This is a genomic window from Marinospirillum celere, assembly GCF_900112235.1.
GTDB lineage: Bacteria > Pseudomonadota > Gammaproteobacteria > Pseudomonadales > Halomonadaceae > Marinospirillum > Marinospirillum celere.
In genome coordinates, this window is sequence record NZ_FOLH01000006.1 from 79,569 (window position 1) to 100,946 (window position 21,378).

At 51.9% G+C, this 21,378-nt stretch carries 17 protein-coding genes; 2 read left to right on the forward strand and 15 right to left on the reverse strand.

Features of this window, described 5'->3' with window-relative positions; all coding sequences use genetic code 11:
* Positions 1-17: 17 nt before the first annotated feature.
* The 3 genes from BM185_RS13220 to BM185_RS13230 all read right to left on the reverse strand — a co-directional run bounded on the left by BM185_RS13220 (position 18) and on the right by BM185_RS13230 (position 4,016).
* A complete protein-coding gene (locus tag BM185_RS13220; RefSeq protein ID WP_091964713.1) occupies positions 18-1,373 on the reverse strand; it encodes an alanine/glycine:cation symporter family protein in 1,356 nt (451 codons plus the stop codon).
* A gap of 90 nt (positions 1,374-1,463) precedes the next feature.
* A complete protein-coding gene (locus tag BM185_RS13225; protein WP_091964715.1) occupies positions 1,464-3,107 on the reverse strand; it encodes a BCCT family transporter in 1,644 nt (547 codons plus the stop codon).
* A 156-nt stretch (positions 3,108-3,263) separates the two neighbouring features.
* On the reverse strand, positions 3,264-4,016 hold the full coding sequence (locus BM185_RS13230; protein ID WP_091964717.1) for an SDR family NAD(P)-dependent oxidoreductase: 753 nt from the start codon (positions 4,014-4,016) through the stop codon (positions 3,264-3,266).
* A gap of 153 nt (positions 4,017-4,169) precedes the next feature.
* Between BM185_RS13230 and BM185_RS13235 the strand changes: the two genes are divergently transcribed.
* Complete coding sequence (locus BM185_RS13235) at positions 4,170-4,721, forward strand: hypothetical protein (protein WP_091964719.1); 552 nt, start codon at positions 4,170-4,172, stop codon at positions 4,719-4,721.
* An 8-nt stretch (positions 4,722-4,729) separates the two neighbouring features.
* Here BM185_RS13235 and urtE read toward each other — a convergent pair whose 3' ends face one another.
* The 12 genes from urtE to BM185_RS13295 all read right to left on the reverse strand — a co-directional run bounded on the left by urtE (position 4,730) and on the right by BM185_RS13295 (position 20,325).
* On the reverse strand, positions 4,730-5,428 hold the full coding sequence (gene urtE / locus BM185_RS13240; RefSeq protein ID WP_091964721.1) for an urea ABC transporter ATP-binding subunit UrtE: 699 nt from the start codon (positions 5,426-5,428) through the stop codon (positions 4,730-4,732).
* Complete coding sequence (gene urtD / locus BM185_RS13245) at positions 5,428-6,252, reverse strand: urea ABC transporter ATP-binding protein UrtD (protein ID WP_091964723.1); 825 nt, start codon at positions 6,250-6,252, stop codon at positions 5,428-5,430. Before urtD ends, urtE begins: the two co-directional genes overlap by 1 nt.
* A complete protein-coding gene (urtC, locus tag BM185_RS13250) occupies positions 6,249-7,358 on the reverse strand; it encodes an urea ABC transporter permease subunit UrtC (protein ID WP_091964725.1) in 1,110 nt (369 codons plus the stop codon). The genes urtD and urtC overlap by 4 nt, the downstream gene beginning before the upstream one ends.
* A gap of 3 nt (positions 7,359-7,361) precedes the next feature.
* Entirely contained in the window at positions 7,362-8,966 is a 1,605-nt protein-coding gene (urtB, locus tag BM185_RS13255) for an urea ABC transporter permease subunit UrtB (protein WP_425434215.1), read from the reverse strand.
* Positions 8,967-9,050: 84 nt separating this feature from the next.
* A complete protein-coding gene (gene urtA / locus BM185_RS13260; RefSeq protein WP_091964729.1) occupies positions 9,051-10,391 on the reverse strand; it encodes an urea ABC transporter substrate-binding protein in 1,341 nt (446 codons plus the stop codon).
* Positions 10,392-10,405: 14 nt separating this feature from the next.
* Positions 10,406-11,155, reverse strand: a complete 750-nt coding sequence (locus BM185_RS13265) for a GntR family transcriptional regulator (RefSeq protein ID WP_091964731.1) — start codon at positions 11,153-11,155, stop codon at positions 10,406-10,408.
* Positions 11,155-14,853, reverse strand: coding sequence for an urea carboxylase (gene uca, locus BM185_RS13270; protein ID WP_091964732.1), 3,699 nt, complete (start codon positions 14,851-14,853; stop codon positions 11,155-11,157). The genes BM185_RS13265 and uca overlap by 1 nt, the downstream gene beginning before the upstream one ends.
* The gene (gene atzF / locus BM185_RS13275; protein WP_091964734.1) at positions 14,850-16,682 is read right to left on the reverse strand and encodes an allophanate hydrolase; all 1,833 of its coding nucleotides are present in this window, start codon (positions 16,680-16,682) and stop codon (positions 14,850-14,852) included. The genes uca and atzF overlap by 4 nt, the downstream gene beginning before the upstream one ends.
* Before the next feature lie 197 nt (positions 16,683-16,879).
* Complete coding sequence (locus BM185_RS13280; protein ID WP_091964736.1) at positions 16,880-17,308, reverse strand: GFA family protein; 429 nt, start codon at positions 17,306-17,308, stop codon at positions 16,880-16,882.
* Between the two features lie 38 nt (positions 17,309-17,346).
* On the reverse strand, positions 17,347-18,930 hold the full coding sequence (locus tag BM185_RS13285; protein ID WP_091964738.1) for an ATP-binding cassette domain-containing protein: 1,584 nt from the start codon (positions 18,928-18,930) through the stop codon (positions 17,347-17,349).
* Between the two features lie 144 nt (positions 18,931-19,074).
* Positions 19,075-19,695 (reverse strand): DNA-3-methyladenine glycosylase I, encoded by a 621-nt coding sequence (locus BM185_RS13290; protein WP_091964739.1) that lies wholly within the window; start codon positions 19,693-19,695, stop codon positions 19,075-19,077.
* Positions 19,696-19,722: 27 nt separating this feature from the next.
* The gene (locus BM185_RS13295; RefSeq protein WP_218149450.1) at positions 19,723-20,325 is read right to left on the reverse strand and encodes a LysE/ArgO family amino acid transporter; all 603 of its coding nucleotides are present in this window, start codon (positions 20,323-20,325) and stop codon (positions 19,723-19,725) included.
* Between the two features lie 114 nt (positions 20,326-20,439).
* On the opposite strand from BM185_RS13295, the gene BM185_RS13300 reads away from it, so the two are divergent.
* Positions 20,440-21,345 (forward strand): LysR family transcriptional regulator ArgP, encoded by a 906-nt coding sequence (locus BM185_RS13300; protein WP_091964741.1) that lies wholly within the window; start codon positions 20,440-20,442, stop codon positions 21,343-21,345.
* Positions 21,346-21,378: the final 33 nt, after the last annotated feature.

Genomic DNA, 21,378 nt, shown 5'->3' on the forward strand with positions numbered 1-21,378 from the left:
CCTTTCAAGACATGCAATCACACTTTATGCGTTGCAAAATACTCTTTGGTTAATTTGAAAACAACAGGGCTCAAGAGCACCAGAGCAATCAGGTTGGGCAAGGCCATCATGGCGTTCAGAGTATCCGCCAGCAACCAAATAAACTCTAGATTGACCAAAGCACCAACGGGAATCGCTAGTATCCAGAAAAGCCGATAGGGTTTTATGGCTTTAACACCAAAGAGATACTCAGCGCAGCGTTCGCCATAGAAAGACCAGCCCAGAATCGTGGTAAAGGCAAAAACGGCCAGAGCTATGGCAACAACATAGTTCCCCATACCCGGCAGAGCTGCACCAAAGGCCGCACTGGTCAGTGCTGCGCCAGAAATACCGCTGGTCCACACACCACTGGTAATAATCACCAAGCCAGTAATCGAACAAATGATCAGGGTATCAATAAAAGTACCCAGCATGGCAATCATACCCTGACGTATAGGGCTTTTGGTTTGAGCTGAAGCATGGGCAATAGGTGCAGAACCCAGGCCAGCTTCATTGGAAAAAATACCGCGGGCGACACCAAAACGTATCGCAGCCCAAACAGCAGCACCAGCAAAACCACCCTGAGCAGCTATGGGTGTGAAGGCATATTCAACAATCATGACAACAGCTGAAGGAATCGCTGACGCATTGATCGCTAAAACAACCAAGCCCACCAGTAGATAGGAAATCGCCATAAAGGGCACCAGAGCAGCAGCCACCCGTCCGATACGACGAATACCACCAATCAACACCATTCCCACCAAGACCATGATCACAACACCCGTCACAGCGGCAGGCAAGTTGAAGTTAGCTTCCAGCACATCAGCCACTGAGTTGGCTTGAACGGTATTACCAATACCAAAGGCCGCTATACCACCAAAAATGGCAAAAAGAGTGCCCAGCCAAGCCCACTTCGGCCCTAAGCCATTTTTGATGTAATACATGGGGCCGCCAACATGCCGACCATTTTCATCCACTTCACGAAAGTTAACGGCCAGAACGGCTTCAGAAAATTTTGTTGCCATCCCCACCAGAGCAGTAATCCACATCCAAAAAAGAGCGCCCGGACCACCCAGAAAAATTGCTGTTGCCACCCCAGCAATATTACCGGTACCTACGGTGGCAGAAAGTGCGGTCATGAGTGCCTGAAATGGAGGAATTTCACCAGAATCTGCTTCCCCTGATTTGGCTTGGGTGCCCTTGACCATCAGCTTGAAACCCTCTCCCAGCTTAAGGATCGGCATTAATTTCAAGCCCACAGAAAGAAACAAACCCACACCCAGAATAAGCACTAGCATCAAGGGGCCCCAGACCACCCCGTTGATACTGCTTACCAAAGACTCTATTGTTTCCATGTTCATCTCCTGTTTTTTATATCCAGAAGAATAAAAATATACTCCACAGGAGACTTTTTCACGTAAATTTTATTGTTTTTTGTATTTCTATTAGCTGCCTAACTTATTCAAGGGACCTGTTTCAGTTGCTTCCTCTTCTTCCGCTTCCTCTGGATCACAATCAGTGACAGCCCAAGGCTCTGCAGGCGCAGTTTTTCTTTCACCTTCGCGCGCTGCAAAGCGCTCACCTGCCAGAGCTCTTAACAAACCAAAGATCATTCCAACCACAATCACAGAAAAAGGCATAGCTGCAGTAATAACAGCCGATTGCAGGGTTTCGAGCCCGCCTGCTACCAGCAGCACACCCGTCAGCAGGGCCAGGAAAACACCCCAAAGGACACGATGCGCAGAGGGCGGATCAGCATCACCACCGGACAGGATGGTATTAATAACCAGGGTGCCAGCATTGGCTGAAGTAATCAGATAGGTGCCGATCAAGACTATCAGCAGGGTCGAGAAAACAGGTGTTAGTTGGCCAACCCCCATGCCTTCGACCGTGACAAACAGAGCTGTAGAAACATCTCTATCCACGGCTTCGACTACACCGCCGGGGCCAAACAACTCCTGATAAAGCGCCGTGCCACCAAAAAGGCCAATCCAGATAATGGTAATCCCTGTGGGTACCAGCAAGACACCCATAACAAATTCGCGGAAGGTACGACCGCGTGAAATCCGCGCAATAAACATCCCAACGAAGGGTGACCATGCCAGCCACCAGCCCCAGAAGAATACCGTCCAATCCGCTTGCCAGGAATCACCGTGGGTGACATTGGTATGAAAGGTCATACGCAGCAGGCTTTGAATATAGTCACCAGTCGCTTCGATGGTAACTCCAATCAGATACTGGGTTGGTCCCAACAGTAGCATAAAGGAAACAGCGGCAATACTTAGCCAGAAGTTCATTTCTGAAAGCAGGCGTACCCCTTTGGAAACCCCGGAAACAACCGAAGCCGTGGCGATTACCATAATTACCGCAATAACCGTTAACTGCAATTGCGTGGAGCTGGCCAGCCCAAATACCTGGCTTAACCCGGCATTCATTTGCTGCACACCCAACCCAAGCGTTGTTGCAATCCCAAAAACCGTACCGAAAACGGCCAGGAGATCAATAATATCCCCAAGGGGGCCGCGCACCTTCTCACCTAAAATTGGATAGAGTGCCGAGCGCACCGTCAGGGGTAAGTCATGGCGAAAAGCAAAGTAAGCCATCGTCAGGGCAACAAAGGAGAAGATCGCCCAGCCATTGATTCCCCAGTGAAAAAACGACAAGCGCATGGCGATAACCGCAGCATCCGCATCCGTCGTGCCTGGCATCACAAAAGGGTTATCCTGAAACTGCATGATAGGTTGGGCCACAGACCAGAACAAAATACCTACACCTGTACCCGCTGCAAAGAGCATGCTAACCCAAGAAAAGAAGGTAAACTCAGGTAATTCAGAGTCACCACCCAGGCGAACATTTTTATAACGGCCTGTGCCCAGCCAGATCATAAAGAACAGCAGGAAGGCCACCAGAATCACGTAATACCATTCCAGAAAAGGATTCAGAAAACCGCGCAGGGTTGAGATACCCGTTGCGCTCACTTCCGTATACAAGCTGCCCATAACAACCGTGACCAAAACCATAAGAATAGAAACCTTGGTCATCATGGCATTCATTCCCTTGAACAAACCTGAACTGGCCTGGTTATACATTGCTACTCCTTGTTAAGTTAGTGGCTTTCGGGAAACAATCATAGAGGTTCAGGAATAACAATGCCAATTCAACGCATTGATAAAAAAGCTAAACCTTACTTTCAAAATCAAATAGGCAGCCTTAGCAACTGCCTATTTCAACTACTGAAAAAGTGATCAGGATTTACCCGCAGTAAAGCCACCATCCACCATCAGATGAGCTCCTGTCACAAAACTGGCTTCATCGCTCACCAAAAACAAAAACGCATTGGCTACTTCTTCTGAACGACCCAAACGGCCCAGTGGATGCATACCGATTAGAAATTGCTTCAACTCATCATCCAAGGCTTCTAGCAACGGAGTATCGATGTAACCCGGGCCTATTGCATTCACACGAATACCTTTAGATGCATATTCCAACGCCAGGGTACGCGTCATATTGACCACCCCGCCTTTAGCAGCTGTATAGGCTGCTGTTTGCGACTGACCAAAAACACCCAGAATGGAGGCACAGTTAACGATACTGCCACTGTCCTGCTTTTCCATGATCTTCAAAGCAGCACGAGCTACCCGAAAAACCCCGGTCAGGTTAATCTGAAGGATCTTATCGAAATCTTCATCAGTGACCTCTGTAGAGGGGGCAAGGCCACCGATACCCGCATTATTAAACACACCATCGACACGACCGAGTTCCTGCTGCATCTTATTCAGCAAGGCATCCACTTCTGTGGTACTGGATACATCAGCTGGAATAAATAAGCAGCGACCTGAATGCTTGGCATCCAGTTCTTTAGCCAAGGCCTCACCTTTGCTAGTCGCCAAGTCCGACATCACCACGCTGGCCCCTTCCTCCAGACAGCGCTCCACGGATGCCAAACCAATACCACTTGCACCGCCAGTGATCAGAATTTTCTTATCTTGCAAACGCATGGTTTCACTCCTTATATAAGCAAACGTCTTTAGCTTATACCAAGTCATTAAAAACTTCAGGGTTATCCCCTGGGGATGCAAGCGAACCCCTGCTCGCCTATACTGGCTCAAGGATCACAATAAAATTCAAAATCACGCACTCAAGGAGCCCCCATGCGTCTTCTCATTTTTGCACTCTTTAGCTTGCTGGCTTTTACTGTTAACGCGGCCAACCTTAGCGAGAGTGATGTACAGCGCTGGATCGACACCCACCCGCAAATTCAAGCCTGGCTGGATCAGCATGAAGATCTTTTCCCTGAAGAAGCAGAAGATGATTTTAGCTTCAATATGGAGCAGATTTTTGCCGAAGGCATTCAACAACTCAGGGATGCAGGCCTCTACGATGAATTCAACAGCCAAGTTCAAAATGCAGGCTTTCGCAGCGTAGAACACTGGACTGAAACCACCCAGAGTATCACCCTCGCCTATATGGCCGTCGCCATGGAAGACAACCCCCACAGCCGCCAGATGGTTGAAATGCAATTAGAAGAAATACGCACCTCCCCCCATATCCCCGCTGACCAAAGAGACATGTACGAAGCCATGCTCAGCAGCTCACTGGAAATGATGGACATGGCAGAACAAGTCCCCACAGCCGACAAAAGAGCCGTAAGACCCCACATGAACCAACTTGATGGGCTTTTTGAAATGGCAGAGGATTATTAATCTTTAATTCAAACCGTCAAATACTGTTTAATCAGTTCATCACTTAGTTCTGCAATCTCCCCTTCAGCCAGGTTTTTGCCGCGATCCATGATGACAAAGCGGTCAGCAAATTTCCGGGCGAAGGGAAGCTTTTGTTCAACCAGAAGTACGGTGAGTTGGTCTTCTTCGATCAGTTGACGGATGACTTCCCCGATCTGTTGAACGATGTTGGGCTGGATGCCTTCGCCGGGTTCGTCGAGGATCAGTAGCCTGGGTTCCAGTACCAGGGCGCGGCCTATTGCTAACTGTTGTTGCTGGCCGCCAGAGAGGTCACCACCGCGGCGGTGGCGCATTTCCTTGAGTACGGGGAAAAGTTCGTAGATGCGTTCCGGGATTTTCTTTTGACCATCGCTGCGCGCTGCCAGGCCGGTGCGTAGGTTGTCTTCTACAGTCAGCAAAGGGAAAATCTGCCGTCCCTGGGGCACGTAGCCAATGCCCATGCGTGAACGGTCTTCCACCCGCTTGCGGGTTAATTCCGTTTCACCCTGGTAGAGCACTGAGCCATCCTTGATGGCAACCTCCCCCATAATCGCTTTCATCAGGGTGGTTTTACCCACCCCGTTGCGCCCCATGATGCAGGTACAGCGGCCCTTGGGGGCTTCCAGGGAGAGGTCTCTTAGGGTGTGGCTTTGTCCATAGTATTGGTTGAGCTGGTTGATCTTCAGCATCAGGCTTCTTCTCCAAGGTAAACTTCAATCACTTTCGGGTTGTTGGATACTTCGTCCATACTTCCCTCGGCCAAAACGCTGCCCTGATGCAACACCGTAACCTGGCGAGCAATCGAGCGCACAAAGCCCATATCATGCTCGACTACCACCACGGATTGCTTACCGGCCAGCCCCGTCAATAATTCAGCTGTGCGTTCCATTTCCTGTTCGGTCATCCCGGCGACGGGTTCATCCACCAGTAGCAGCCGTGGGCGTTGCATCAAAAGCATGCCAATTTCCAGCCACTGTTTTTGCCCATGCGAAAGGATTCCTGCTTCCTGGCGATGCAGTTCTTTCAGGCCAATCAATTCAAGCACTTCTTCAATCTGGGCACGAATATCGCCATTCATTTGTTCCAGCAAGGTGGGCAGCAGGCTTTTGTTGGTGGCACGGGCCAGTTCCAGATTCTGAAAAACGGTTAGGGCTTCAAAAACCGTAGGCTTCTGGAATTTACGGCCAATACCCAGGCTGGCAATTTCCGGTTCTGATTTTTCCAGCAGATTATGGCGACTGCCAAACCAGACGCTGCCTGCATCCGGGCGGGTTTTGCCGGTGATGATGTCCATCATGGTGGTTTTGCCCGCCCCATTGGGGCCAATAATGCAGCGCAGCTCACCATCGTCTATGGTCAGGTTGAGCTTGTTGATGGCCTGAAAACCATCGAAGCTGACACTGACATCTTCTAGATAGAGAATCGGGCCGTGACGCACATCAACGGGTGACTGCTGAGGAACCAGGAATTCAAAAACCCGATCCCGGTTCGCCATTTCCTTGAGCAGCTTCATGCAGGCACCTCCTCTTCTTTCTCTTTGGCTTGTTTACGCTGCTTCAGCAAACCAGCGATGCCTTTGGGCAGGAAAACAGTGACCAAAACAAAGAGGCCACCCAAAGCAAACAGCCAGGCATCCGGCATAACCCCGGTAAAATAGGTTTTGGCATAGTTGACCAGAAGCGCACCAATCACCGCACCATAGAGAGTTGCACGCCCACCCAGGGCCACCCAGAGCACGATTTCAATTGAAAAAAGAGGCGCAAACTCACTGGGGTTAATAATCCCGACCTGGGGGACATAAAGCGCTCCAGCCACCCCGGCCAGCATGGCGGAAACCACAAAAACGGAAAGCTGAACCCTTTCCACCCGATAACCCAGAAAGCGGGTTCGTGCTTCTGCATCACGGCTGGCGATACATACCCGCCCCAGCTTGCTGTTGACCAGTGCCCGGCAAATCACATAGCCCACGGCCAGGGCCACACCACTGATTAGAAAGAGCGCCAGCCGGGTTTCATCGGTACGCAAATCAAAGCCGAGAATATCCCGAAAATTGGTCATCCCATCACTGCCGCCAAAGCCCATTTCATTGCGGTAGAAAGCCAGCATCAGGGCAAAAGTCAGGGCCTGGGTCATAATCGACAGATAGACCCCGGTAACGCGAGAGCGAAAGGCCAAATAACCGAAAGCAAAGGCCAGTACACCGGGGACCAACATCACCATCAAGGCAGTGAACAGGAAGCTGTCTGAACCCAGCCAATACCAGGGTAAGGCATCCCAGTTCAGAAAGACCATAAAGTCTGGCAGTTCAGGGTGACCATAAACACCTCGATCCCCGATCTGGCGCATCAGGTACATGCCCATCACATAGCCACCCAAGGCAAAGAAAGCACCATGCCCCAGACTGAGAATACCCAGATAGCCCCAGACCAGATCCACGGCTACAGCCAACAGAGCATAGCTAAGGTACTTGCCAAACAGGTTGACCGTATAGGCAGATACATACAAAGGATGGTCTGCCGGAACTGCCAGGTGCAGCAGGGTGACCAGAATCATGGCCAGCAGCAGCACACCCAGAAAGATTCGTGTTGAGCGTTCGTATAAAGGTTGTGTCAGCCACATAAATTAATCTCCCGCTGCCCGGCCTTTCTGCGGAAAGAGTCCACGGGGGCGTTTCTGGATGAAAAGGATAATGAAGACCAGTACCAGGATTTTGGCGACGACCGCACCGGCCCAGGGTTCTATCACCTGATTGATAATGCCCAGCGACATACCCGCCACCAGGGTGCCCCAGAGATTACCGACCCCACCAAAGACCACCACCATGAAGGAATCAATAATGTAGGCCTGACCCAGATTGGGACCGACATTGGTCAGTTGTGATAAAGCCACACCGGCCAGACCGGCAACACCTGAACCCAGTCCGAAGGTCATCATGTCCACGCGGGTGGCCTTGATACCCATGGAACGCGCCATTGCCCGATTTTGAGTCACGGCACGCACTTCCAGGCCCAAACGCGTCCGGCGCAGGATATAAATCAACGCCATAAAGACCAGCAGGGCAAAGGCCATGATGTAAAGGCGGTTGAGAGTTAAAGACAGGGCATCATTAACAACCAGAGAACCACTCATCCATTCGGGTGTCACCACGGTACGGTTTTGTGGAGAAATTACGGTACGTACCAGCTGTTGTAGCATCAAGCTGATACCAAAGGTCGCCAGCAGGGTTTCCAGAGGGCGGCCTTTTAAAAACTGAATCACGCCTCTTTCCATGGCAATACCCACCAAACCCGAAACCATAAAACCGGCGGGTATCGATAACAGCAGTGCTAAACCCGGTTGACCTGGGAGAAGCTGCTGCATCGCCCAAGTGGTATAGGCACCCAACATGATCAACTCACCATGGGCCATATTGATTACACCCATAACCCCAAAGGTAATCGCCAAACCTATAGCGGCTAGAACCAGAACAGAGCCCATGGATAAACCAAAATAAAGCGTTTCTGCCGTACGATTCATTTTCAGGCGCTGCTCTATGGCACTCAGAGCGGCCTGGGCTTCTTGAGCCAAAAGTGGGTTTTCTTCCTGGGCCGCTGCACGACTCAGGGCAATGCGGGCATCGGTGTTCAGGCTGCCATGCAATTCAGCCACGGCATCCAATTCGCCCTGTTCCAATTGATAAATCGCCAGTGCCAGACTTAAACGTTGTTGAACACGGCGGTCGGTTTCCTGTTCGATATGCTCAGCCAGAAATTCAGCCAAAGCCTCATCCACCTCGCCCACCAGACGCTCAGCAGAAGCCCGGCGCAGACTAAGATCTTCGGAATAAAGGTCAGCCACAGCAATCAGGCTGCGAATTTGATTACGCAAGGAGTTGTTAATACTGATTCGATTCAATTCGCGGCGGGAGATTTCTCCCAGGTCTTCCTGGGTTAACGCATCTTCCACAGGCCAACTCCGGCCACGGTTATTCAGGACCACGACAAAACGACCCTCATGGGTTCTTTGCAGGCTGCCATCCAATAAGGCATTCAGCCAGTAGCGGGTTCGTGGGTCTTCACTGATCGCCAGTTCACTAATCGCTTCGCCCTTATCAGCAAAGGAACGAACATCCAAGGCTTCCAGCAAGGCACCCGCTCTGACATCTTCTTCTGCAATAGAGAGTGAGGGTAGCCAGGTAAGGAAGAGTAAGAGGCAGGCAAGCAAAGGCTTCATGGCCATATCCTTCATTCAAAAAATTCAAATTCAATGCAGCAGCTTTTGTTTACCCTTGTCGCTCCCGAGGTAGCGACAAGGATTCAGCTAGCCTGGGTATTATTCGCCCAGAGCTTCTGCAGCTTCTTCTGCTGCCCGGCTACCCCCACAACGACCGGTTTTGACGTTGTAGTTACCGCAGCTCATGGGAGCACGCCAGTCAGAAACCAGGTCACGTGAACCAGGCAGGAAGTCTGACCAGGCATCACCTGCAACTGTCCCTGGTGTTTCCCAGACGACATCAAACTGGCCATTATTCTGGATTTCACCAATCAGAACCGGCTTGGTGATGTGGTGGTTGGGCATCATTACCGCATAGCCACCGGTCAGGTTGGGTACGGTAACCCCATAGATGGCATCACGAACTTCATCAACATCCGTGGTTCCAGCTTTGCGTACTGCTTCCTTCCACATATTGAAGCCAATGTAATGGGCTTCCATGGGATCATTGGTGACCGCTTCTTCATCACCTGTGTAATCAATCCAGGCATCAATGAAGTCATAGTTGGCATCGGTATCGACACTCATGAAGTAGTTCCAGGCCGCCAGGTGGCCGACTAGAGGGCCGGTATCGATGCCGGACAATTCCTGCTCACCAACCGAGAAGGCAACAACGGGAATATCGGCTGCATCAATACCCTGGTTGCCCAGTTCACGGTAGAAGGGCACATTGGCATCACCATTGATGGTGGAAACCACTGCAGTTTTCTTGCCCTGGCTACCAAAGCGACGGATTTCAGCAACGATGTTTTGCCAATCCGAATGACCGAAAGGTGTGTAGTTGATCATGATGTCATCTTCTGCCACACCAAATTCTTCCTGAAGATAAGAGGCCAGGATACGATTGGTCGTGCGGGGGTAAACATAGTCCGTGCCGGCCAGCACCCAACGCTCAATACCGACTTGTTCATGCAGGTAGTTCACTGCAGGAATAGCCTGCTGGTTGGGAGCGGCACCCGTGTAGAAGACATTTTTGGACGACTCTTCACCTTCGTATTGCACTGGGTAGAAAAGCAAACCATTGAGTTCTTCAAACACCGGTAATACGGCTTTACGGGAAACAGAAGTCCAGTTACCGAAAACCACATCCACTTCATGTTGATCAAGAAGTTCACGAGCGCGCTCGGCAAACAGGGGCCAATTGGACGCTGGATCAACCACCACGGCTTCAAGCTCACGGCCCAGCAAACCGCCCTGGGCGTTTTGCTGCTCAACCAGCATTTCAATGGTGTCTTTCAGGACGGTTTCACTAATCGCCATGGTGCCAGACAAAGAGTGGAGAACGCCGACACGAATAGGATCTTGGGCAAAGGCCTGACTGCTACCCAGGGTTGCTAAGGTCAGTGCCGTACCCAGGCTGGTGGTGACGGCGAGTTTTTTGAGTTGATTCAATCGTTTCATCTTGTTGCTCCGCTTCAGCTGTTTTGGGAGAGATCATTAGAATCGTTGTTACTGGCATCCAAATGCCTGGCTCTTGCTTCCTGCAGCATATGTATTGTTATTTTTCTGACTTCATCCCGACTGACGGCAATATGTGCTGCCATCAGACGCTTGGCATGATCGGCACGATGGTGAGCAATGGCCTCTAAAATGGCGCCATGCTCCTCATAAGTGGCTTCAATACGGTAATCTTTGGTGAAATCCAGGCGACGAATAATGTGAATTCGTTCACTGATATCTCGGTGAATCTGGTGCATTTCCCGGTTACCTGCAGCGGCAACCAACTGGCTGTGAAATTCCCTATCTTTTTCACTGAGGCGTATATCGGTGATCCACTCACTGGCATCGGCTAACCAGAAATCACGTAGCTCCTGCAGGGGTTCAGGTGTTTCAGTCATTGCGCAAAGACGATCAATCGCCGCTTCCTCCAGTAGAATGCGCACGTCATACAGCTCTTCAAATACTTGAAAATCAAAAGGCTTGACCTGCCAGCCACTGCGAAAATGCACATCGACATACTGTTCCCGACGCAGGCGATAAAGGGCTTCGCGCACGGGAGTGCGGCTGGCCTGAAAACGCTCAGCAATATCGGCTTCACTGAAAAAGTCACCCGGCAGAAGCTCAAAGTTGAAGATCATGTCTTTGATCTGACCATAAATTCGATCCGCCAGATTTTCCCGGCGATTGTTTTTGGGGTTCTTGTTCAGGAAGTTTGCCGGGCTCATCAGACCAACTCCTCAGCCTGTGCTTTTGCCTTATCGGTATCAATGACCGCCAAAAGCTCGCCAGCCCTCACGGATTTACCGGGTTCGCAGCTGAAGGAATCCAGCTCTCCAGCAACCGGGGCCTTGATGGCGACTTCCATCTTCATGGCTTCCAGTACCAAGAGGGTTTCTCCGGCTGCAACCTGAGCGCCAGGTTCAACCAGCAGTTTCCAGACATTACCGGCAATTTCTCCTGTCACTGCGGTCAAGTTGGCAGCCAGGCCTTCACCCGTCTCCGGCTCTTCTGCCTGAGTAATTGCAGGGGGTGCAATATCTTCAGCCTTCCAACGACTGACTTCTTCAGTAAAGGCTGCTTGCTGGCGTTCCTTGAAAGCAGCAATGCTGCCCGCTTCTTCTTCCAGGAAATTCAGGTAGGCCTTCACATCAAAGGTTTCCTGCTCAATGCGGCATTCAAAACGTCCCTGACGGAAGTCTTCTCGCAGAGTATCCAGTTCTTCTTCGGTGACGGGGTAGTAGCAAACCTGGTCAAAGAAGCGCAGCAACCAGGGCGCATCAGGTGCGAACTGACGGTTTTTCAACCAGGTATTCCAGATCGGCAGAGTACGACCGACCAGTTGATAGCCACCGGGGGAGTCCATGCCGTAGATACACATGTACATGCCGCCAATACCAACGGTGCCCTCTGCGGTGTGGGTGCGGGCCGGATTATATTTGGAGCTGAGCAAGCGGTGACGGGGATCAACCGGAACAGCACAGGGCGCTCCCAGATAAACATCACCCAGGCCAAGAACCAGATAGCGCGCCGAATAAAGGGTTTTCTGAACATCCTCTCGGCTGACACCATTAATGCGGCTGATAAAATCAACGTTATTGGGTAGCCAGGGTGCATCCTCCTTAACTGTTTCCCGATAGCGTTGCACGGCTTCCAGAGTCGCTGTGTCTTCAAAAGCCATCGGCAGGTGCAGTACCCGAGTAGGCAGCTTCACCTCACGCGGATCTTCCAGGGTGGTTTCCAGCTTCAACAAGAGTTCAATCAAATCTTTTTGATGCAGTTGATGACCGTCATAACGAATTTGCAGAGAGCGCACCCCAGGGGCCAGCTCTTCAATACCTGGTAGTTGGCGACTTTTCAGTGCTTCCATTAGCAGATGCACTCGAATGCGGGTGGTCAAGTCCAGCAGGTTCTCGCCGTATTCCATCAAGATGTAGCTGTCTCCAGCCTGACGATAAACTACTTGGGGGCGCTCTTCAGTCGCAGGCAGGGTAGCCAGAACGCAGGGTGAGGCCTCAGCTGGGGTTGTTGCTTCGGGCTTCAGTGCCAGAGCAGCTGCTTGGCTGGCCGGCAACTCATGCCAAGCTGCAGGCGTTGGCTCTAGCTGATCGATAGCTGTTTGCCACTGACGATCCAGCTCCAGAGCCGTATCAAAACTTAAGGGCACAAAGCGAATTTTGTCGCCAGGCTTAACCTGACCTACCTTCCATAATTCAGCCTTGGCGATAGTCACTGGGCAGACAAAACCACCCAGGCTGGGGCCATCCTTCATCAAAATAACAGGGCTATCACCGGTAAAGTTGACCGCGCCTATGGCATATTCACAATCATGGACATTGGATGGATGCAGACCCGCTTCCCCACCATCACTTCTGGCCCATTCCAGAACCGGTCCCACCAGGCGCACACCCAGGCGGTTGGCGTTATAGTGAACTTCCCAGTCAGTGGCAAAAAAGGTTTCAAAAGAGTCCTGAGTAAAGAAATCCGGAGCGCCATGAGGACCAAGGAGCACACCAATCTGCCATTCCTGAGCATAGTTCGGCACTAGGCCTTGCGGTGCTTTAGCCGGTGCTTGCAGGGCCGGGGTTTCAGGTAGAATATCCAACTGGTCCCCAGCGCGAAGGGTGCGCCCACAAAAGCCACCAAACTGGCCCAGAGCAAAGGTGGAGCGACTGCCCAGATAAACGGGCACATCCAGACCACCGCGAATCGCCAGATAAGAGCGGCAGCCCTGTTTGCCCTGCCCCATATCCAAAACCTGGCCGGCCTTGACGGCCACAGCCTGCCAGCCGGGCAAAGGCTCACCATCCAGAGTGGCCGCATCACAGGCACCGGTAACCGCAATCAGGCTATCGACATTGAATTTCAGGTTGGGGCCAACCAGAGTCGCTTCCAGGCCAGCGGCATCTGCTGGATTGCCCACCAGACGATTAGCCAGGGCAAAAGCCTTGTCGTCCATCGGGCCAGAAGGAGGAACCCCGATATCCCAATACCCCAGGCGGCCCGGCAAGTCCTGAACACTGGTGTAGGTGCCAGGGCTGAGGATTTCCAGACTACGGCTGGTATAGCTGAAGCTGTCCAGTGCCTTGGTGGAAACCTCTCCTGCAGCAAAGGCTTCATCAGCCAAAACGGCTCTTAAATATTCCAGGTTGGTAGGAATACCATAAAAACGGGTGGCTTCCAGCGCTGCGCGCAAACGTGTCAGAGCCTGCTGGCGATCCTGCCCATAGGCAATGATTTTGGCAATCATCGGATCAAAGCCGGAGGAAACGTCACTGCCATTTTCGACACAGCCATCCACTCGGATGCCTTCCATGCCTTCAGGCAAAACCACTTCACTCAGGCTACCCGGACTGGGTTGAAAGTTTTTTAGTGGGTTTTCGGCATAAACCCGCACTTCCATGGCGGCACCCTCAGGGTCTATGGGCTGCAACGCTTGCAGATCGGCCTGACCCGCTGCGACAGCCAGCATCTGCTCAACCAGATCCAGGCCAGTGGTCAATTCAGTCACCGGATGCTCCACCTGCAAACGGGTATTCACTTCCAGAAAATAAAAGGCATCCTTGCTGGTGTCATAGATAAATTCGACGGTTCCCGCACTGCGATAATTGACGCTTTTACCCAGGCTGGTCGCGGCGGCAATCAGGGCATCACGTGTTGCTGTCGGCAGGCGAGGTGCTGGCGTTTCTTCAACCACCTTCTGATGGCGACGTTGCAGGGAGCAATCCCTTTCACCCAGGGCAATAACTTCACCCTGACCATCACCCAAGAGCTGCACTTCAACATGACGGGCCTGATCAATACAGTGCTCTACAAAAACACTGCCATCGTTAAAATACTGCTTGCCCAGACGAATAATGCGCTCATAGGCTTCACTCAATTCTTCGGCACTTTCACAGCGGGTCATGCCAATGCCCCCGCCCCCAGCGGTGCTTTTTAACATCACCGGGTAGCTTATTCTTTCTGCTTCTTCGAGCGCCTGAGCTTCACTTTGCAAAAGATCACTACCCGGCGTCAGAGGCACACCCGCGGCTTCAGCCAGGGCACGGGCCCGATGTTTCAGGCCAAAATCACGAATCTGCGCCGGTGTTGGGCCAATAAAAGTAATGCCTTCAAAGTCACAACGCTCGGCAAATTCAGCGCTTTCCGACAAGAAACCATAGCCAGGAAAAATGGCCTGGGCACCGGTGTTTTTAGCCGCAGCCAGAATCTTGTCCATATCCAGATAGGTTTCATCCGCGCGCTGCCCTTTTAAAGCTACAGCCACATCGGCATCACGCACATGCAGAGCGTTACGGTCATCTTCGGCATAAACGGCAACACTGCGAATACCCAAGCGTTTGAGGGTTCTTATCGCCCGACAGGCAATTTCACCCCGATTGGCAATCAGAACAGTAGAAAAATAGGGAGAGGTAGCAGCCTTCATGCGGAGGCCTCCTTTTGCTTATTGAGTTCAGCGATATAGGCGCGCCAGCCGCCCAGGTGGGTGATGTCGGTTGCACTCTGCAGAGCCAGGGGTTCACAAATAAAGCCTTTCACCACCCGACCATCTTTCAAGGTCAGATTGCCGATCCCTAGGGGCTGAGGAATCTCTTCAACAAAAGCACCGAAATGCGCCAGGGGAAGATCCCAGAGCTCCACCTTGATGGCAGCACCCTGATCAGCCACTTTCACCAAACCTGGTTTGGGCGGTGTGGTATTGGCCAGGGCATAAAGCCGATAATCCGCAGCGGTTTCGGTTGCTTCCACCAGGCGCGCATCCCGGCTGGTGAGCTGAAAGTTCAGAGGCATACCCGTCAGGTGGGCACCGACAACAGCTAGGCGAACAGCACCGGGCGCAGGTGGGCGAATTCTTTGTGAAGGGGTTGAGTACTCACGTTGGGTTGCACCCAAAGGCAAGGCTTGCTGGGCCTGCCAGCGCTGACCAAATTCAGCCAAAGCTCTATCTTGCCAAGCAGTTGCAATCAGGGTGATTCCAGCGGGCAAGCCGTCATCACGAAAACCTGCTGGCAAGGCCAGAGCACTCAAGTCAGCCAGGTTAGTGAAATTGGTGTAGGTACCAAACTGGCTGTTATAAACCAGAGGCTCCTTCTCCATTTCAGCCAGGGTTCTAATTGTTGGAGAAGTGGGCACCACCAGAGCATCCACCTCTGCCAGTTGCTGCTGAATCTGACGACTCAGTTCCTGGCGACGATACTCGGCAGCAAAATAGTCCAAAGCGGAAAAATCAACGCCCTGGGAAACTATCTTGTAAACGCTGGGATCAATAGCACTGGGGTCTTGATCCAATAGCGAGCCCAGTGCATGGGTTCTTTCAGCAACCCAGGGACCCTGGTAGAGCAGAGCAGCTAGTTCACTGAATGCAGAAAAATCAATTTCCACCAACTCAGCCAGGGTTTCCAGTTCAGCACGCGCTTTAGCAAAAGCTGTTTGCATCTGGCGATCACCAAAAAACTCCAGATTTGCAGGAATTGCCAGACGGGGACGTTCGGGTAGAGCAACAGGGGTGGTCTGGGGATGAGTGCGGGACCAGGGGTCACTGGCATCAGGTGTAGCGCCAGCCGCCAACTCAGCTACCTGTAAGGCATCTTCAACCGTCAAGGCGAAAACCGAAACACAGTCCAGAGTGCGGCAGGCCGGCACCACCCCGGAAGTCGACAACCAGCCTCGGGTGGGTTTCAGGCCGACAATATTATTAAAGCCCGCTGGCACCCGGCCTGAACCGGCGGTATCTGTGCCCAGAGCAAAGGGCACCAGACCACGAGCAACCACCGAAGCCGAACCGGAGCTGGAACCACCGGAGACATAATCAGGATTAAAGCTATTGGGAACCGCCCCATAGGGTGAACGGGTGCCCACTAGGCCAGTAGCAAATTGATCCAGATTGGTTTTGCCGATCAGGATGGCGCCGGCTTGCTTCAGCTCAGCCACCACCTGGGCATCCTTTTCCGCCTGATAACTAAAGGCTGGGCAGGCGGCGGTTGTCGGCCAGCCCTTGGCATCAATATTATCCTTAATGGCAAAAGGCACCCCCATCAAGGGAAGCGTTTCACCAGCTTGCTGACGCGCTTCAAGCTGCTGCCAGTCAGCTTCCAATCCTGACACTTCGGCCAGTGCAATCCAGGCTGTGTCTTTTTCCTGGTCCTTCTTTAAAACAGCTAACAAGGCTTGCAGTCGTTGCAAGCCCTGACCATCCTTTTGGGCTGCCTGCCAATCGGCTAAATTCCAGCCACTTGTTTGTAGGGGGTTGTGCATGGGTCATCACCTTGTGCTCTAACTTGTATACAAGACAGAGCACAAGAGATGCCAGCCACAGGAAATTCATTTTAATTCAGAAGGTTAAAGGAATTTATGCATGAAAATGCTATGCAAAAAAGAAGCGATAATGCACCAGCAGCTAGCAACCCAGGCTTGGGTTGCACCATAACGATTAAAGATGAAGATTCATCCAATCAGCTGCTATCACCAGAAAACTGAGCAAAGACTTCAGCTTCCGTCATAGTTTTGGTGGGGTTGGCAAAACGATAATGCGACGGCTTGTGATCGATGAAAATCTGGTCCGCAAACTCCCAGTCCTGCCCCTGATCCATCAAGCCAACCGGAAGCGCGTAAAAGGGTTGATCCTTCAAACGATAGAACAAATGCGTCCCGCAGTTTTTACAAAACCCCCGCTCAGCCCACTCGGATGAGGCATAGGTGGCAATCTGAGCTTCCCCTTCAAAACTGACCTGATCCTCACATTCCACAGCCATCATAGGTCCCCCACCCCATTTACGGCACAGACTGCAATGGCAGGCACCATAATGGTAGCTTTTTGGTGTTGCGCTTACCCGGACAGATCCACACAAGCACTGCCCACTGAGTGTTGGCTCACTATTCATGTTTGGTCTCCTTAGTTAATCAGGCTTTTTAGCTTAGCTCACTGTAAAACCAACTGCTGCTCAACCCCCACAGCCTGAGCAAAAGGGGTGCTATGGCTGACCAGAAGCAGGCTGCCCTTGAACTCGGCAAGCACCTGGGCCAACAGAGACTGGCTTTCCAAATCCAGATGATTGTCAGGTTCATCCAGCAAAATCAGTTGTGCTGATTCCGGCCCCATCAGGCAACAGGCAAGGGCCACTTTCAGGCGTTCACCGCCACTCAGATCACTGACCGGCAGTAAGGCCTGATCTCCCCTGAGTCTTAACCAGGCAAGTCGGTCTCTATAGTCTGCTTGAGTCCAGCCCGGATTCAGGCGCTGAAAGTTGGCCAGAGCAGTTTCTTCTCCATTCAGCAGGCTCAGCTTTTGATCTAGCAGCCGCAGGGAACCACGGCGCTGCACTTCACCGGACAGAGGTTCCAGCAGGCCACTGATAACTTCCAAAAGTGTTGATTTACCGCGACCATTGGCACCCTGCAACCACCAGCGTTCACCGCTTTGAATTTGCCAGTTCAGTGGCCTGAGTGCTGTGACTCTGGGTAAAAGAACCTCATTCAGTGCCAGCAGACAGCCACTAACCGGTTCAGGCTCCGTTAATGGAAAAGCCAGTGGCCTCTCGTGTCCCAGAAGCGCCTCAGCCCGTTGAAGGCATTGCTGTTCCTGGTTGATTGCAGCCTGGTGTTTTTGTGCAATTCGTCCACCCGTTGCTTCACTGCGTTCTTTACGGGCATCCAGCAATACCTTGGGCAGGTCACCCTTGCGTGCCTTGGCACGCCCTTTAGCCGCGCGCTGTTCGTGGCGCTCGCGTTCGGTTTGTAGTTGCTGCCGTTCTTTCTTTAAAGTCAGGCGCGCCTGGTTTTTGGTCTGACGAGCCTTTTCCAGCAGCTGCTTGCGAGCTTCCTGATAGTCAGCAAAACCCAGGCGATAAGGCTGTAACTGGCCGGCACGCAATTCCAACAAGTGTGTAAAGGTCGCCAGCAAGGCCTGATCATGGGTGATGACCAGAGTGCCTCCACTGCGTTGGCTGATCCAGTTTGCCAACCAATCGCGCCCGGCTTGATCCAAATGGTTGGTGGGCTCATCCAAAATCAAGTAACTCGACGGCAAACGTGCCAGTTTAAACAGGTGTAAACGAGTACGCTGACCACCACTCAAGGCACTGACCGGTGCATCCAGCAGGTCAACTCCCAACTGAAACTCGGCCAGCTCCACTTCCAGATCTTCTTGCAGCGTCCAGCGTTCTTCAAGAATCGAGAGATCATCCACCTGGCCTTTGCCACTGAGCAAACGCTGCAGAGCATTGAGTGCAGCATCCACTCCCAGGAAAGCAGCAACACTTTGATGATCCTCCTGCTCTGCAGCCTGTTGCGGCAAGAAGGCCACGGGCACCCGGCGCTCCAGGCTACCCTCTTGAGGCTTGCGCACACCCGCCAGGCATTCGGCCAGAAGGGTTTTGCCGGCACCATTGGGGCCAATCAAGGCCACTGGCTCTGAAGTCAGGTGAAGATCCAGCGCAGCAAAAACGGGGGGATGGGGTTCAAAAGCAAGGGTCAAACCCCTTGCGGAAATGCAGAAATCGGCCATAAACAACACCTCTGTAACACCAAAAAAAGAAAGGGGTTCAGAGTGCTGAAATCATTGGCATAACTCCTGATTGAAGAAAAGTCTTGGTGACGGAAAAGAAGCCTAGCAAAGTGAAGCAGGAATCGCAATCAAGTCAGAGAGCCATCAAAGCGATGGCCTCACGGGCTTTTTAAAATGCTGGCGGGCCTTTTCTGCCTTTTCACGAAAAGCACAGCCTTTGGCATGATCATTAATCAAACCCATGGCCTGCATAAAGGCATACACCGTTGTTGGACCAACGAACTTCCAGCCTTGCTTCTTCAAGGCTTTGGAGAGGGCAAGGGATTCTGGTGAAGTTGAAGCGGTTTGGGGTTCTGGCAGCATTTCGGCTTCAGGCTCATAGCTCCAGAAAAAAACCGCCAGGGAGCCTTCCTGTTCGACCAGCTCTTGTGCTCGCCTGGCATTGTTGATCACGGCTTCGATTTTGCCACGGTGGCGAACAATACCCTTATCCTGCAGCAAGCGTTCAACATCACTGGCATCGAATTCAGCCATCCGCTTGAAATCAAAGCCTGCAAAAGCCGCTCGGAAGCTGTCTCTTTTGGCCAGAATCGTGCGCCAGCTCAAGCCCGACTGAAAGCTTTCCAGACACAGCTTTTCAAATAGCCGAACATCATCGGCAACCGGGTAGCCCCATTCATTATCATGGTAGGGGAAAAATTCAGGAACACTGCCACACCAGCCGCAGCGCGGCTGACCATCAGGGCCTTTCACGATAGAAGTCATTAACAGTTCTCCTGAAAAAAACTTACTTTATTGGGGTAACAGTGAAATCGCGACCAGAAGCATAATACTTCCAATCAGCGTATCAAAAATACGCCAAGCACGAACCGATTGGAGCTTAGGACCCAAATAACCTCCAAAGAAGGCAAGAGAAAAAAACCATACAGCTGAAGCCAAGGCAGCACCCACTACAAAAACCTGCGCATAAGCCTGTTGGGCACCCACACTACCGATCAAAACCAGGGTATCAAGATAGACGTGAGGATTAAGCAGCGAAATAGCCATTGCCTGACCAGCCACTTGCCAACCTGTGGTCGTTACTGCCGATCCCTGAACAACCAAGCCACCAGTCCCCTGCCATGCCCTCCAAAAAGCTTGGACAGCCAACCAGCACAAGAGTGCAACTCCCAACCAGGTCATGATCGGCACCAAGCCAGGAATTAAGGCTTGTAAGGTATCAATACTATAGACGCCCAAAGTAATAAGTAGCGCATCCAGACTGCAACATACACCAGCGATTATCCAGGGATGCTCACCTCGCATACTCTTATTCAGTACCCAGGCATTTTGAGCACCTATCGCTACGATGAGCCCCAAGGCAATGCCAAAGCCTGTGAAGAAAGAAACCAACACCCTACCCACTCCATCCGCTCAATGAGCCATCAACTTAAGAGCTGGCAAGCCATTAATCCAACGAATAATTCTTATGATATATTAATTTGATTAATGTACCGGTGGAGCCCTTTGATGCTTGATTACCGATTATTGGAAGCTTTGGCAGCGGTTATCGAAACCGGAGGTTTTGAAAAGGCCGCCCAAAAACTGCACCTGACCCAATCTGCAGTAAGTCAGCGCCTGCAACAGCTTGAAAGAAGACTGGGACAACCCGTGGTTCTGCGTAGCTCACCACCTGTCGCAACACCACTGGGCCGACGCCTGAACAACCACTTGCAGCAGGTTAAGCAACTGGAGCTGGGATTGATTGAAGAAGCCCAGGATGAACCTCTCAAGGTGCGTTTAACTGTTAATGCAGATTCGATGGCAACCTGGCTGGCTGAAGGCTTGGCCGCCAGCTCCTTGAGTTCACAAATGGATTTTGATTTAGTCGTTGAAGACCAGGAAGTCGGGTTAAATCGTATGCGCAATGGTGAAGTCATGGCTTGCATCTGTGCCGATTCTCAGGCAGTGAATGGTGGCGCTGTGAGCCCTTTGGGGGTATTGCGCTATCGGGCCCTGGCCAGCCCTGACTTTGTCGAACGCCACCAAACCCGTCAGTACCCTCACCAGCTAGTCGAAGCGCCTTGCCTAATCTTCAACCAGGATGATCGCCTGCAGCACCGCTTTCTTGAAAAGCTCAAATTACCCGCTCCCAAGCGACAGCATCGCTGCCCTTCTTCAGAAGGTTTTGTACAAATGGCCTTAATGGGACTGGGCTATGGAATGCTACCCGAGATACAAGTCCAGGATGCCCTCAAGGAAGGCAAACTAATCGATGTTGCCGAAACCTTTCATTTGGATATTCCCCTCTACTGGCACTACTGGCAAACCGAAAGCGCTGCCTTGGCAGAACTTCGTAGAGCAGTTATTGAACATGCCAGCAAGGTATTAAACCCTGTTCATCCATATTCCAACAAGCCGGATGCCAGAAGCTGAGCAGTTTTAATTTGCTTGAATTAGTCGTAGGCA